Origin of the sequence: Curtobacterium sp. SP.BCp (assembly GCF_051903255.1) — a bacterium.
Classification (GTDB): Bacteria; Actinomycetota; Actinomycetes; order Actinomycetales; family Microbacteriaceae; genus Curtobacterium.
On the sequence record NZ_CP194338.1, the window covers coordinates 824381 to 838103 of the forward strand.

At 71.7% G+C, this 13723-nt stretch carries 13 protein-coding genes; 8 read left to right on the plus strand and 5 right to left on the minus strand.

Going from position 1 to position 13723, the window contains the following annotated elements; genetic code table 11:
• Nucleotides 1-17: 17 nt before the first annotated feature.
• Nucleotides 18-1634 carry a molybdopterin-dependent oxidoreductase gene (locus tag ACRQ4C_RS04205; protein ID WP_439690241.1) on the minus strand — a complete coding sequence of 539 codons (1617 nt, stop codon included), beginning with the start codon at nt 1632-1634 and terminating at the stop codon, nt 18-20.
• Nucleotides 1635-1759: 125 nt separating this feature from the next.
• On the opposite strand from ACRQ4C_RS04205, the gene ACRQ4C_RS04210 reads away from it, so the two are divergent.
• Entirely contained in the window at nt 1760-2455 is a 696-nt protein-coding gene (locus ACRQ4C_RS04210) for a hypothetical protein (protein WP_439690242.1), read from the plus strand.
• Between the two features lie 111 nt (nt 2456-2566).
• Here the strand turns inward: ACRQ4C_RS04210 and gndA are convergent, their stop codons facing one another.
• A complete protein-coding gene (gndA, locus tag ACRQ4C_RS04215) occupies nt 2567-4024 on the minus strand; it encodes an NADP-dependent phosphogluconate dehydrogenase (protein ID WP_290132624.1) in 1458 nt (485 codons plus the stop codon).
• A gap of 114 nt (nt 4025-4138) precedes the next feature.
• Here gndA and ACRQ4C_RS04220 point away from each other — a divergent pair, with 114 nt between their 5' ends.
• Nucleotides 4139-4678: a gluconokinase gene (locus ACRQ4C_RS04220; protein WP_400410296.1), complete on the plus strand. Its 540-nt coding sequence runs from the start codon at nt 4139-4141 to the stop codon at nt 4676-4678.
• Here the strand turns inward: ACRQ4C_RS04220 and ACRQ4C_RS04225 are convergent.
• Nucleotides 4665-4919 carry a hypothetical protein gene (locus ACRQ4C_RS04225; protein WP_439690243.1) on the minus strand — a complete coding sequence of 85 codons (255 nt, stop codon included), beginning with the start codon at nt 4917-4919 and terminating at the stop codon, nt 4665-4667. The genes ACRQ4C_RS04220 and ACRQ4C_RS04225 overlap by 14 nt on opposite strands.
• Nucleotides 4920-5134: 215 nt before the next feature.
• Between ACRQ4C_RS04225 and ACRQ4C_RS04230 the strand changes: the two genes are divergently transcribed.
• From ACRQ4C_RS04230 to ACRQ4C_RS04240, 3 genes are read left to right on the plus strand one after another with little or no spacing between them, the layout of a single operon-like run.
• Nucleotides 5135-6397 carry a sensor histidine kinase gene (locus ACRQ4C_RS04230; protein WP_439690244.1) on the plus strand — a complete coding sequence of 421 codons (1263 nt, stop codon included), beginning with the start codon at nt 5135-5137 and terminating at the stop codon, nt 6395-6397.
• Nucleotides 6387-7064 carry a response regulator gene (locus ACRQ4C_RS04235; RefSeq protein WP_439690245.1) on the plus strand — a complete coding sequence of 226 codons (678 nt, stop codon included), beginning with the start codon at nt 6387-6389 and terminating at the stop codon, nt 7062-7064. Before ACRQ4C_RS04230 ends, ACRQ4C_RS04235 begins: the two co-directional genes overlap by 11 nt.
• A 2-nt stretch (nt 7065-7066) precedes the next feature.
• Complete coding sequence (locus ACRQ4C_RS04240; protein WP_439690246.1) at nt 7067-7651, plus strand: GNAT family N-acetyltransferase; 585 nt, start codon at nt 7067-7069, stop codon at nt 7649-7651.
• Here the strand turns inward: ACRQ4C_RS04240 and uxaC are convergent.
• Both uxaC and ACRQ4C_RS04250 read right to left on the minus strand, forming a co-directional pair.
• Nucleotides 7641-9071: a glucuronate isomerase gene (gene uxaC, locus ACRQ4C_RS04245; protein ID WP_439690247.1), complete on the minus strand. Its 1431-nt coding sequence runs from the start codon at nt 9069-9071 to the stop codon at nt 7641-7643. The two genes, ACRQ4C_RS04240 and uxaC, sit on opposite strands and share 11 nt — an antisense overlap.
• A gap of 57 nt (nt 9072-9128) precedes the next feature.
• On the minus strand, nt 9129-10220 hold the full coding sequence (locus ACRQ4C_RS04250) for a LacI family DNA-binding transcriptional regulator (protein ID WP_439690248.1): 1092 nt from the start codon (nt 10218-10220) through the stop codon (nt 9129-9131).
• A gap of 146 nt (nt 10221-10366) precedes the next feature.
• Here ACRQ4C_RS04250 and ACRQ4C_RS04255 point away from each other — a divergent pair, with 146 nt between their 5' ends.
• The 3 genes from ACRQ4C_RS04255 to ACRQ4C_RS04265 are packed head-to-tail and all read left to right on the plus strand — an operon-like array spanning nt 10367 to nt 13721.
• Nucleotides 10367-11725: an ABC transporter substrate-binding protein gene (locus ACRQ4C_RS04255; protein ID WP_400410284.1), complete on the plus strand. Its 1359-nt coding sequence runs from the start codon at nt 10367-10369 to the stop codon at nt 11723-11725.
• Nucleotides 11725-12777, plus strand: coding sequence for a carbohydrate ABC transporter permease (locus ACRQ4C_RS04260; protein ID WP_290132616.1), 1053 nt, complete (start codon nt 11725-11727; stop codon nt 12775-12777). The genes ACRQ4C_RS04255 and ACRQ4C_RS04260 overlap by 1 nt, the downstream gene beginning before the upstream one ends.
• Nucleotides 12774-13721, plus strand: coding sequence for a carbohydrate ABC transporter permease (locus tag ACRQ4C_RS04265; protein ID WP_439690249.1), 948 nt, complete (start codon nt 12774-12776; stop codon nt 13719-13721). The genes ACRQ4C_RS04260 and ACRQ4C_RS04265 overlap by 4 nt, the downstream gene beginning before the upstream one ends.
• Nucleotides 13722-13723 lie beyond the last annotated feature (2 nt).

Here is a 13723-nt window from a genome sequence, read left to right on the forward strand (position 1 = left end):
GCTGCGACCGCCCGCGCTCAGGACGCTGTGACCGTCACCTCGTGCCACCCCGTCGCCCCGTTCGGTGCCGGCGGCCGCTCGACGCTCGTCTGCACCTCGCCGTCCGCACTCGTCGCGCGGACCTGCAGGCGGTGCGTGCCCTTCGTCGGCGTCCACCTCCAGACCCACTGGCGCCACGTGTCCGCCGAGATCGAGTCGGCGAGCGTCGCGTCCTGCCACGCGCCGTCGTCCACCCGGACCTGCACGCGCTTCACCCCGGTGTGCGGGTGCCAGGCGACCCCTGCCACCGCGATCGTCGAGCCGGACCGCACGGTGCCGCCGCCGCGAGGAACGTCGATCCGCGACTCGAGCTTGACCGGCCCCCGCTCCGACCAGCCCCGAGGGGTCCAGTAGCCCTGCGCGTCGGCGAACCGGGTGACCTCGAGGTCGGTCACCCACTTGGTCGCGGAGACGTACCCGAACAGCCCGGGCACGACCATGCGCACCGGGAAGCCGTGCTCGGGCGGCAGCGGCTCACCGTTCATCCCGACAGCCAGGAGCGCCGCCGTCCCGCGGTCCTGGAGGACGTCGAGCGGGGTCCCCGCGGTGAAACCGTCGGTGCTCGTGGAGAGCACCATGTCCGCGGACTCGTGCGGCCCCGCCTTCGCGAGCAGCTCGCGGATCGGGTACCCGAGCCACCGCGCGGTCCCGATGAGGTCGCCGCCGACCTCGTTCGACACGCAGCTCACGGTCGCGACGTGCTCTTCGAGCGGGAGCGCGAGCAGTTCGTCCCAGGTGACCTCGACCTCGCGGTCGACCGCGCCGTGGATCCGGAGCTTCCACGTCGCCGGGTCGACCTGGGGCACGCTCAGCGCGGTGTCGATCCGGTAGAACGCGTCGTTCGGGGTGATGACGGGCGTGATGCCCTCGACGTCGATGGACGCTCCGGCCGGCACGGCCGGGGCCGGTGTCGCGGGACTCGGCAGGCGGATCGCCCGGCGCGCGGCGACCGCTGCCTGCATGGTCGCCGTCCCCAGCCGGGAGGCACCGCCCACCACGACCGCGAGCGCCGCGGTCGCGACGCCCCAGACCAGGAACGCTCGACGCTCGGGTCCCGCGACGCGCCCCTCGGGTCCTGCATCGCGCCCGTCGGGCTCCGCGGCACGACCGGCCGGCTCCGCGGTGACCGCTGCGGGTGCCTGTGCGGTCGGGACGCCCGCGGTCGCCTCCCACCGGCGGAGCCGGGCGAGCAGCACCCGGAGCACGATGATCGCCGCGGCCACGCCGACCACGGTGGGGGCCCCGTCGAGCGAGCCGCTCCCGGACCGGGTCGTGACGGCGAGGAGCGACAGGACACCGCCGATCGCGAACACCACCGCACCGCCCGGGGGACGTCGACGTTCGAGCACACCGGCTCCGGCGCTGATCGCAACGACGAGGACGAACATCAGCACGAAGAGCGCGACCTTGTCCCCGGTGCCGAAGAGGGTGACCATCAGGTCCTTCGCGCCCCGCGGCGCGAGGTCGATCACGGCTCCGCCCACCCCGACGAGCGGGCTGCCCGCGCCGCCGAGGAACACCGCCACGAGCTCGGCCGCGGCGAGGAACACGACGGCGGCGATCACCCCGACGACTGCTGCCCACGTCTTCCACACACCGCAGATCGTAGGTCGTCCCGCCCACGCGCTCGCTGGACGCTGTGCATCCGTGGAGAACGGCCGACCGCCCACGTTCACGACACGGCCAGCACACGCACCACGATCCGTGCGACGATCAGGGGGTGCTGAGGCGACCCGACCGTGTTCCCCGGTCCGGTCGTGTGCGGCGGGGCGAGCGCACGCCGTGGTCGACGGCCCGCAAGTTCGCAGCCCTGCGCTGGAGCATCGTCGGTGTCTGGGCGGCGCTGCTCGCGGTCCGCATCGTCGTGGTCACCACCTCGCCGGACACCGATCTCGTGTGGTTCGGCATCACCGAGGCGGTCGCCATCGCGGTCGGTGTGGCCCTCATCCTGTTCGCCCTCGTGCGTGCTCGCGGCGTGCGGCTCCGTCGTGAGGACGAGGCGCTCGCGCTCGCGATCCGCCGCATCGACCCGACGGTGTGGCTCGTCCCGGCGGCGCCGACGGAGGAACTGCGGCGCTCCGTGGCCGACCTCCGCCCGGGCCTCGCGCTCGGCGACCGGGTGACGTGGGCGTTCGGCGCGACCGAGGCATCGCTCTGGGAGCTCGACGAGCGCCGGGCGACCCGGATGCTCGTGATCCGGTGGTCGCGGATGGTGCACGTCGGGCTCGAGGACGAACGGACGCCGACCGGCGCGCGCGGCACCGCGGTCGTGCTGCACCACGTCCGGATGGACGACACCCCGGCCGTCGCGACGTTCTTCGTCCGTTCCGGCCCGGGCTCCCGGCGCATGGTCGGTCGGGGTCCACGGCTCGAGCGGCTCGTCGCCGACCTCGCTCGCGAGCGCATCGTCGCGTAGCGAGCACCGCAGGCGACGTCGCGCCGACCAGACGTGGCGAGGGCCCCGCCGGTCCGGCGGGGCCCTCGTGTCGGTGCGGTCTCGTGACGCGGGTCGGTCAGCGCCGGGCGCTCAGTGCGTCGACGGCTCCTGTTCGACCTCGCGGCGGTCGTCGTCGGACCACAGCGTGTGGAACGTGCCGTCCTTGTCGACCCGCTGGTAGGTGTGCGCGCCGAAGAAGTCCCGCTGCCCCTGGATGAGCGACGCCGGCAGTCGGTCCGACGCGAGCGAGTCGAAGTACGCCAGCGCCGACGAGAACCCGGGCGCCGGGATCCCCGACGCTGCCGCGATCCCGACGATGCGACGCCAGGCCGCTTCACCCTCGGCGACGGCGTCCGCGAAGTACGGGTCGACCAGCAGGCTCTCCAGCGAGGGGTTCTTGTCGTACGCCTCGACGATGCGGTTGAGGAACTGTGCCCGGATGATGCAGCCACCGCGCCAGATCTTCGCGACGTTGCCGAGGTCGATGTCCCAGTCGTACTCCTTCGCCCCGGCGATGATGAGGTCGAACCCCTGCGCGTAGGCGACGACCTTCGAGGCGTAGAGCGCGGCGCGGACGTCGTCGGCGAAGGTGTCCGGCACCTCCGCGATCGACGGCCGGCTCTTCACGGACTGCTGCACGGCGGCACGCTGCGTCGGCTTCGACGAGACCGCCCGGGCGAACACCGCCTCACCGATGCCGGACACGGGGATGCCGAGCCCGACCGCGTTCTGCACGGTCCAGACACCGGTCCCCTTCGACCCGGCCTCGTCACGGATGACGTCCACGAGCGGCTTGCCCGTGTCGGCGTCCCGCTGCTTGAGGACCTCGCCCGTGATCTCGATGAGGTACGACTCGAGGTCGCCCCCGTTCCACTCGTCGAAGACCTCCACGAGCTGCTCGACGGAGAGCCCGCCGGCCCGGCGGAGCAGGTCGTACGACTCGGCGATGAGCTGCATGTCGGCGTACTCGATGCCGTTGTGCACCATCTTCACGAAGTGCCCGGCGCCGTCGGTGCCGATGTGGGTCACGCACGGCTCACCCTCGGCGACGGCGGCGATCGACTTGAGGATGGGCCCGAGCGTCTCCCAGGCCTCCTTGGAGCCGCCGGGCATGATCGACGGACCCTTGAGGGCGCCCTCTTCACCACCGGAGATGCCGGTGCCGACGAAGTTGAGGCCCTTCTCGCGGAGGTCGTGCTCGCGCCGGATGGTGTCGTGGAAGTTCGCGTTGCCGCCGTCGACGATGATGTCGCCCTCCTCGAACCGCTCCGCGAGCTGCTCGATGACGGCGTCGGTGCCCTTGCCGGCCTGCACCATGATGATCGCGGTGCGCGGCTTCGACAGCGACGCGACGAACCCGTCGATGTCCTCCGACGCGATGAACCCGGCGTCGCCGTGCTCCTGCAGCAGCTCCTCGGTGCGGGCGTACGTGCGGTTGTACACCGCCACCGTGTTGCCCTCGCGCGATGCGAGGTTCCGTGCGAGGTTCGAACCCATCACGGCGAGCCCGATCACGCCGATGTTCGCCTGTCCGTCGTTGTCTGCCACGAGGTCTCCTTCGTCCTGTCGTACCGGCCACCAACCTACGGCGCGCGCCCTGGGTCCGGGTGGGTGTTACGGCAACTTGGGGAGCACGTCGCCCGCCGTCAATACTGTGGAGGGATGACCGACACCGCAGTCCTCCCGCCCGTCCTCGTCATGGGGGTGTCCGGTTCGGGCAAGTCCACCATCGGAGCCGCGGTGGCGGCGGCGCTCGCGGACCGCGGGGAGCCCGCCGAGTTCGTCGACGCCGACGACCTGCACCCGGCGGCGAACAAGGAGAAGATGCGCGCCGGCACCCCGCTCACCGACGAGGACCGCTGGCCCTGGCTCGACGCGTGCGCGGCCCGCATCGCGGCGATCGAGGCGTCCGGGCACCGCGCGGTGATGGCGAACTCGGCACTCAAGCGCGCCTACCGCGACCGTCTCCGCGTCTCCGCTCCCGGACTGGTGATCGCGTTCCTCGACGGCTCGCGCGAGCTCATCGCCGAGCGGCAGTCGCACCGGCACCACGAGTACATGCCGACCTCGCTGCTCGACTCCCAGTTCGCGACGCTGGAACGGCCGCAGCCCGACGAAGCCGCCCTCGCCGTGCCCATCGACGGGTCCGTCGACGACACGGTGCGGACGATCCTCGCGGGCCTCGCGGTCACTTCCGGCTGAGCTCGGACAGCCGCGCGCGGTACTCCTCGGCGCTGATGTCGTCCCGCGCGAACCGGTCGGCGAGGACTGCCCGCGCGTCCGACACGGCCCGCCACGACCCGCGTCGGAAGACCCCGAACACGAGGAACACGACGAGGAACGCGAGGAAGAAGAAGGCCGGGAAGACGAAGAACGGGAACCCGCCGCCGTGCCAGTACGGCCCGGTCGCGGCGGCTGCGGTGGTGAGTGCGGTGGTGATCATGGCTGCTCCTGTGGTCGGTTCGGTCCGCCTGGTCGGCGACCGTTCCAGCGTCCGGCCTGGAGGCCCGTCACGCGTCCGCCCCGCAGCCCCACTTCCGCCTGCTCCCGCGGTCGTACGACGGGCCTTCCTGCACAGGCTCGTACTCCCGGGGGAGTAGTCCACAGGTCCTGCTGGCGCCCGATGCCGCAGCGGGCCGCCGACCCTAGGCTCGACGCATGACCGACACGACCTCCGCACCCGGCATCCGGCCGGGCGGCCGAGCCAGCTTCGCGCGGGTCGGCCGGGTCGTGCCCGTCGCGATCCTCCAGGTGGTCGGCACCGCCGTCGCGTCGGGGTGGTCCGGCGGCGGTCGTGTCGGGCCACCGTGGCTCGCACACGGCGTCGCGACGGCGGCCGCGCCGGTCGAGCTCGGCCCGTCGGCGCTGGCGCTCCTCGTCGCCGGCGTCGTCGCCCTGCCGTTCCGCTGGTGGCGTCCGCGGGGCGTGCTCTGGTTCGTCCTGGCGACCACGCTCGGGTTCGCCGCGGTCGTCAGCCCACGGGGCCCCTTCGTCGCCGCCGTGACCATGGCACTCGCGAACGCCTGGTTCCGCGGACGTCGGGTCGAGGTCGTCGTCGCCGCCGTGCTCGCGGTCCTCTGGCTGCCCTCCGCCGACGTCGTGCTGGGCCGCTCACCCGCCATCGACCCCGCGGCCGTGCTGCTGGCGCTCGCGTGGGCGGTCGTGACCATCGTCGTGACCGAGCTGGTCCGGGTGCGCGTCGAACGTGTGGCCGAGCGTCGCCGTGCCCGGACGGACGCCGAACGTCGCCGCGCGGGGGAGGAACGCGTGCGGATCGCCCGGGAACTCCACGACTCGGTCGCGCACAGCATGTCGCTGATCAACCTGCAGTCCGGGGTCGCGCTGCACCTGGGTGCTGACCTGCCGGAGTCGACGCAGAAGGCCCTCGGGAACATCCGCGACACCAGCCGTGAAGCCCTGGTCGAGCTGCGGACGATCCTCGGCGTGCTGCGGAGCGTCGACGGCGAACCCGGGTCCGAGCGGAACCCGACGCCGGGCCTCGATCGTCTCCCGGACCTCGTCGAGCGTGCGCGGGCCGCTGGTATCGCGGTCGACGTCGACCTCACCGGGGACCCCGCCGCCATCGACGGCACCGTGGACCGGAGCGCCTTCCGCATCGTGCAGGAGGCCCTCACGAACGTCATGAAGCACGCTCCCGCGAACCGTGCCGAGATCTCCGTGACGATCGGGGTCGAGACGGTCGACGTCGCGGTCACCGACCAGCCCCTCGACCCGGGATCCCGAGCCTCGTCCCGCACCGCCCCGATGGGTGACTCGGGGAACGGCCTGATCGGGATGCGCGAGCGTGCGACAGCTGTCGGCGGGGCGTTCCGCGCCGGACCGCGCCCGGACGGCGGGTGGTCGGTCGAGGCACGCCTGCCGTCGACGACCGCACGACCGGAGGCCCCCGATGACCACTGAACCGCTGCGCGTCGCGCTCGTGGACGACCAGGTCCTCGTCCGGGCCGGGCTCCGCGCGCTCGTCGAGGCCGAGTCCGGCATGACCGTCGTCGGAGAGGCCGGGGACGGGGACGAGGCCGTCGCACTCGCGCGCCGCGAGCGACCGGACGTCGTGCTCATGGACATCCGCATGCCCGGGACCGACGGCCTCGCCGCGACCCGACGCATCTCGGCCGACCAGGACCTGGCCGCCGTGCACGTCGTCGTGCTGACCACCTTCGAGGAGGACGACTACGTCTTCGAGGCCATCCGCGGCGGCGCTGCCGGGTTCCTGGTCAAGGACACCGAGCCCGCCGAACTGCTCCGCGCCGTGCGGACGGTCGCTCTGGGGGAGTCCCTGCTGTCACCGCGTGCGACCCGCTCGCTCGTCGAGGCGTACGCGACGCACGCGAAGCCGTCCTCGCTCTCGCCGGAGCTCGACGTCCTCACAGTCCGGGAACGCGAGGTGATGCGACTCGTCGCCGCCGGGCTCTCGAACGCCGAGATCGCCGAGCGGCTCTTCGTCAGTCCGATGACCACGAAGACCCACGTCTCGCGGGCGATGATCAAGCTCGGCGCCCGCGACCGTGCGCAGCTGGTGGTCTTCGCCTACGAGACCGGACTCGTCACACCCGGCTGGACACCCTGACCATGGCCGTCGAGGTGCGCCCAGCGACGTCCTTCGAGGACGTCCGGACCATGGTCGGCCCGAAGCGCCCGGACGCGAACGTCTGCTGGTGCCTGAGCTACCGCCTTCCCGGTTCGGAGAACCGGGCGCTGGCGGGGCCGGCACGCGGCGACCGCGTCCGGCGGCTGGTCGGCGAGGACCCACCGCCGAGTGTCCTCGCGTACGACGGGGACGACGTCGTCGGCTGGGCCGGCGTGCACCCTCGACCCGACACGTCGTTCGCGACGAACCGCCGTGTCCCCCACCTCGACGACCCGCACGACACGAGCGTCTGGTCGGTGTGGTGCCTCCGCGTCCGACCGGGTCATCGTCGCCAGGGCATCGCACACGTCCTGCTCGCCGGCGCGGTCGACTTCGCTCGTGACCACGGTGCGCGGGTCCTCGAGGGCTACCCGGTCGACAACGGCGGCGAACGTGTGGACCTGACGATGGCCTACGTCGGCACCCGCTCGTTGTTCGAGGCCGCGGGCTTCACGATCGCCGCCGAGACGACGTCCGTGCTCGCCGGGTTCGCCCGCGTGCTCGTACGGCACCCGCTCACAGCTTGAACGTCGCCCGCGGGATGTCCGAGACGATCCGGTGCGCCGTGCGGACCGCATCCTCCTCGGACAGCTGGTGCGTGACGACGAGCGAGGCCAGGTACGCCGCGTCCGCCCGCCGCGCCATGTCGTGCCGCGCCGGGATCGAGCAGTACGCGCGGGTGTCGTCGATGAAACCGGAGGTCTTCGTGAACGACGCCGAGTCGGTGACCGCCGCCCGGTACCGGCCGATCGCCGCCGGGGTGTCGATGAACCACCAGGGCGCCCCGGCGTACACCGCGGGGTAGAACCCGGCGAGCGGGCCGATCTCGCGGGAGAACACCGTCTCGTCGACGGTGAAGAGCACGAGGTGGAAACCCGGCGCCGTCCCGAAGTCGTTGAGGAGGGGCCGGAGCGGCTCGGTGAAGGACCCGACCGCGGGCAGGTCGTGACCGGTGTCCGGCCCGAAGCGGTCGAGCGTCGGCTGGTGGTGGTTGCGCAGCACGCCAGGGTGCAACTGCATGACGAGTCCGTCGTCGACGCTCATCTCGGCCCAGCGGTAGAGCATGTCGTGTCGGTAGGCGGTGGCCTCGGCGGCGGTGACGGCGTCCGGCCCGCGCATCGCCGCGGCGTGGATGCGCTCACGCTCGGCGGCGGGCAGGGGTGCGGACCCGGCGTCGAGCACCCCGGTGTCGGTGGCCGTCGCGCCGTGCTCGATGAAGTACTGCCGCCGGGCGCGCAGCGCGGCGAGCAGGCCGTCGTGGGTGCCGGTGTCGATGCCCGCGACCTCACCGACCGACGTCACCACGTGCCTCCAGTCCGATCGCGACGGGTCGAACACGGCGTCCGCGCGGAAGGTGGGCAGCACCCGACCGCGGAACGTGGGGTCCGCGGCGAGCCGCGCGTGCGCGGCGAGGTCGGCGTCCGGCGCGTCGGTGGTGGCGAGGACCTCGATGCCGAAGGCGTCGAAGAGGGCACGGGGCCGGAACTCGGGGGAGCGCAGGAGCGCGGCGAGGTGGTCGTACTGCTCGTCGGCGTTCTCGGCGGACGGCGCCGAGCGCAGGCCGAAGACGTCGTGGAGCTCGGTCTCGAACCAGTACCGGACGGGGGTGCCGAGGAAGTCGTCCCAGTGCGCGGCGAGGTGCCGCCAGACCTCGCGTCCGTCGACCTGCGTCCCGGAGCCCCGTCCGAGCTGGTCGAGCGGGACCCCGTTGGCGTGCAGGAGCCGGAGGACGTAGTGGTCGGGGGTGATGAGGAGCGCCGCCGGGTCCGGGAACGGTTCGTCGTCGGCGATGAGTGCCGCGTCGACGTGGCCGTGCGGGGAGATGATCGGCGCATCGGCCACCGCTTCGTACACCGACCGGGCGATGTCCCGGGCCGTCGGGTCGGCTGGCAGGAGCCGGTCGGGGTGCGGTGCCAGGGGTGTCGTGGTCGTGCTGTTCCGGGTCATCGTCGACTCCTTCAGGACGGACGGTGGGACGAGCTCAGGACGGAAAGTGGGGCGAGCTCAGGACGGACGGTGGGGCGAGGTCGGCGCCGGACCGGTGGACTCGCGGACGGTGAGGTGGGTGGGCAGGGCGACGGCCCCGGCGGCGTGCCCGTCGGGCAGGTCGTCGCCGGACGCCGAGGGCGCGGCGCCGAGCCGGCCGAGGAGCATGCGGATCGCCACCCGTCCCGCGCGCTCGATCGGCGACGTCATCGTCGTGAGCGGTGGGTTGCAGAAGTCGGCGCCGAAGATGTCGTCGCACCCCACGACCGACATGTCCTCCGGCACACGGACACCACGCTCGCGGAGTCGCGTCAGCATGCCGATCGCGATGAGGTCGTTGAACGCGATGCACGCCGTCGCCCCAGCGTTGACCGCGGCGTCGGCTGCCGCGGCGCCCGAGTCGACGAACGGGGCGTGCGGTCCGATCCGCGCGACCCGCACGCCGAGCCGCTTCGCGACCCGGACGAGCGCCCGCCACCGCCGTTCGTTCGACCAGGAGCTGTCCGGACCGGCGACGTAGAGGACGTCACGGTGCCCGAGGCTCACGAGGTGCTGCACGGCCTGCTCGACGCCGCCCGGGGTGTCGATGAGGACGGAGGGCACGCCCGCGGGCCTGCGGTTCACGACGACGAGCGGGGTGCGTTCGGCGAACCGGGCGATCTGCGCGTCGGACAGACGAGAGGCCGTGAGCACCGCGCCGTCCGCCTTCGTGGCGATCGCGCTGAGGGCGGCGAGCTCGGCGTCGGCGGACTCCTCGGTGTCGACGAGCAGCTGCGTCCACCCCGCGGCGGAGAGCTGGTGCTGCGTCCCACGGATGACGTCGAAGTAGAACGGGTTCGTGATGTCCGAGACGAGGACGGCGACCGCGCGGGTCCGACCGGACGTCAACGCCCGCGCCTGCGAGTTCGCGACGTAGCCGAGCTCCCGGGCGGCCTGCTGGATCCGCTGCTGCGTGACGTGGTTCACGCGGTCCGGGAGTGAGAGGGCGCGGGACACCGTCGACGGTGCCACGCCGGTCGCGTCGGCGATGTCCCGGATCGTCACCCGACGGCCGACACCCGCCTCGGCATCGTCGGCGACGACGCCGGTGCCGCTGTCTGTCCTGCTCACCTGGCCGAAGCTAGGCGCTCGTGGCAACAAGTGGCAACCGGTTGCCGGATGTTGCCACGAGCGGGACAGTGGACAGACCCGGGCAGCGCCGCCGACGGTCGGTCGTCCAGCGCAGCCCTCGGAGGTCTCGAGGAGGAAACCCCCGCATGAGGACACGAAGACTGAAGGCCCGCTCCGTGGTCGGAGCCGCCGCCGTCGTCGCGCTCGCAGCACTGTCGCTGCAGGGCTGCGCGATCGTCAACGGCAGCGGCGACGACCCGAACACGCTCCGCGTCATGATGGGCGCGGACACCACCTACCCCAAGGAACGCAAGCAGTGGCAGCAGGACGTCGCCGCCGAGTTCCAACGCACCACGGGCGCGAAGGTGCAGTGGGAGACGTACTCCTCGGCGCAGGAGGAACTCACCGCCATCCAGACGAGCGTCATCTCCGGGCAGGGCCCCGACGTCTACGCGATCGGCACCACGTTCACCCCCACCGCCTACGCCACGGGCGCGTTCGTCGAGATGGGGAAGGAGCAGTGGGACGCCGTCGGCGGCAAGGACCAGTTCGACCCGGCGTCGTTCGGCATCTCCGGCCCGAGCTCGTCGAAGCAGATCGGCATCCCGCTCGCCAGCCGGCCGTTCGTGATGGCCGTCAACAAGGACCTGCTCGCGAAGGCCGGGATCACCGAGATGCCGACCACGTGGGACCAGTTGACCGCTGACGCGGAGAAGACGACCAGCGGCGACGTGCACGGCATGGCGATCGCCTACGCCGACGGCTTCGACCCGTGGAAGTTCATCTGGGGCATGGCCCAGAACGCCGGCAACACGATCGTGTCGAAGGACGGCAAGGCCGAGATCGACGCGAAGGCCGTCGAGAACGCCTACCGCACCTACTTCGACTGGGTCACGAAGGACGGCGTCGTCGACAAGGCCGCCATCGGGTGGAACAACGCACAGGCCCTCGCGCAGTTCACCGACGGCAAGGCCGCGTTCTTCCCGATGACCACCACCACCGCGATCAACTCGTTCAAGGACACGAAGGTCGACGGCAAGTACGAGTTCGCGCTCCTGCCGACCGTCCCGCCCGGTGCGACGTCACGCCCGAGCGACGGGATCGAGGCCGCGAGCATCCTGTCCGGCGACAACTGGGTCGTCGCCGACTACGGCAAGAAGCAGGACCTGTCGTTCGACTTCATCAAGCAGCTCAGCACGCCGAAGGCCCAGCTCGAGTACTACCGGCTGTTCGGCAACCTGCCCACGAACGCCGACGCGGCCGCGCAGCTCGCCGCCGACAACCCGCAGCTCGCGCCGATCATCCAGGCCGGCAAGCTCTCGAAGCCCACCGCCTTCACCGGCGCCTGGTCGGACATCCAGCTCGCTCTCGTCGACGTCGTCGTCCAGTCCATCCCGCAGCTCAAGAGCGGCGAGGTCAGCGACGAGCAACTCCGGTCGCGCCTCGAGGCCGCGCAACGGGACGCCCAGTCCACCCTGAACCGCCAGAAGAACGGAGGGCTGTGATGACCGCCACGCAGACCCGGCCGGAGACCGAGCGCGCCCCACGCCGAGCGATCCGGCCACACGGCAAGACGCCGCTGTACAAACGCGAGCGTCCCCTCTGGATGCTCCTCCCCGGCGGTGTCCTCATGCTCGCCGTCATCGTGGTGCCGCTCCTCGTCGGCGTGTACATCGCGATGCTCGACCTCGACCAGTACACGCTGCGGCAGTGGTTCAGCGCTCCCTTCATCGGGCTCGCGAACTTCGCCGAGGCCTTCACCGCCTCCCCACTGCTGCACTCGATCTGGATCTCGGTGTCGCTGTCGGTGCTCGTCACCGCCGTGACGGTGCCGATCGGGGTCGCCGCCGCGATCTCGACGCAGAACCGGTTCCCCGGCCGCGGGCTCGTCCGCTCGGTCTACCTCATCCCGTACGTGCTCCCCGCGTTCGTCGTCGGCACGTTCTTCCGGACCATGCTCCAGCCGCAGGGCGTCGTGAACTCGGTGCTGCACACGGACGTGCTCTGGCTGAACGGCTCGGCGTCGTACTGGGCGCTCGCCGGCGTCATGGTGTGGACGAGCTGGCCGTTCGTGTACCTGCTGTCCCTCGCCGGACTGCAGGCCGTCGACAACGAGGTCCACGAGGCAGCGGCGCTCGACGGCGTGACCTGGTGGGCGAAGCTCCGGTACATCATCTTCCCGTACCTGCGCGGCCCGCTGTCGCTGGCGGTGATCATCTCGATCCTCCACAACATCAACAACTTCACGCTCCCGTTCGTCCTGTTCGGCATCCCGCTGCCGTCGAGCGTCGAGGTGATGCCCGTCCTGACCTACATCGCGAGCTTCCAGTCGTTCCGCTTCGGCCTGTCCGCGGCCATGGCGATCTGCTCGCTCGTGATCGTCGCCATCCCGCTGTTCGTCTACCTCCGGGCCGTCAAGCTCGACACCGGTGACGACGCGGGCCCCACCCGCAAGCAGCGACGGGCCGACCGGGCAACGCTCGCGGCAGCGGACCCGACCACGCTCGCGGCAGCCACCCCGGCCGCAGCCGCCGACATCGACGGAGCCCGCGCATGAGCACCCAGAGCACCTTCCGCACCCGCCCGACCGCGACGCTGACCGAGAGCATCACGGCCCGGAACGGCCGACCGGCGAAGCGGCCCTACGACACCGACGTCACCCGGCTCCTGCCGCGCTGGCTGCTCATCGTCGTCATCGCCGTGATCGTCGCGTTCATCGCCGTCCCGGTGCTGTACATCCTGTTCGGCTCCGTCAACTCCGACGTCGCGGTCGCCCGCGGCGAGTACTTCCCCTCCGAGTTCACGCTGGCGAACTACGTGAACATCTGGTCGACGGTCGCGCTCGGCCAGGGGCTCGTGAACTCGATCCTCACGGCCGGGGCGGTCGCCGTCGCGAGTGCGGCGCTCGCCGTGTCGACCGCGTACGTCCTCGTCCGTTTCCGGTTCCTCGGCCGCCTCACGATCCTCCGCGGGCTCCTCGCCCTGCAGTCGATCCCGGGCACGCTCCTGCTCCTGCCCGTGTTCGTCGTGTTCTCGAACATCGCGAGCGCCACCGGCGTGCAGATCATCGGCACACGCTGGGGCCTCTTCGTCACCTACCTCACCTTCGCCCTGCCGTTCTCGACCTGGGTCATGGTGACGTACCTCCGCGGCCTGCCGAAGGAGCTCGAGGAGGCCGCCCGCATCGACGGCGCCTCGAGCGGACGCATCCTCCGCAGCGTGGTCCTGCCCCTGTCGTGGCCCGGGATCGTCGTGTCCGCGATCTTCGCGTTCCTGCTCGGCTGGAACGACGTCCTGTTCTCCACGATCATGACGACCCCGAACACGCGCACCGTCGCGGTGGTGCTCCAGGTGCTCGGCACCACCCAGGAGGGCGGCGCCGTCCCGATCTACGGCCAGATGATGGCCGCGTCGATCGTCTGTGCCGTGCCGGTCGTCGCGCTCTACCTCATCTTCCAGCGCTACCTGGTCGGTGGCCTCACGGCCGGCTCGGTGAAGTAGCG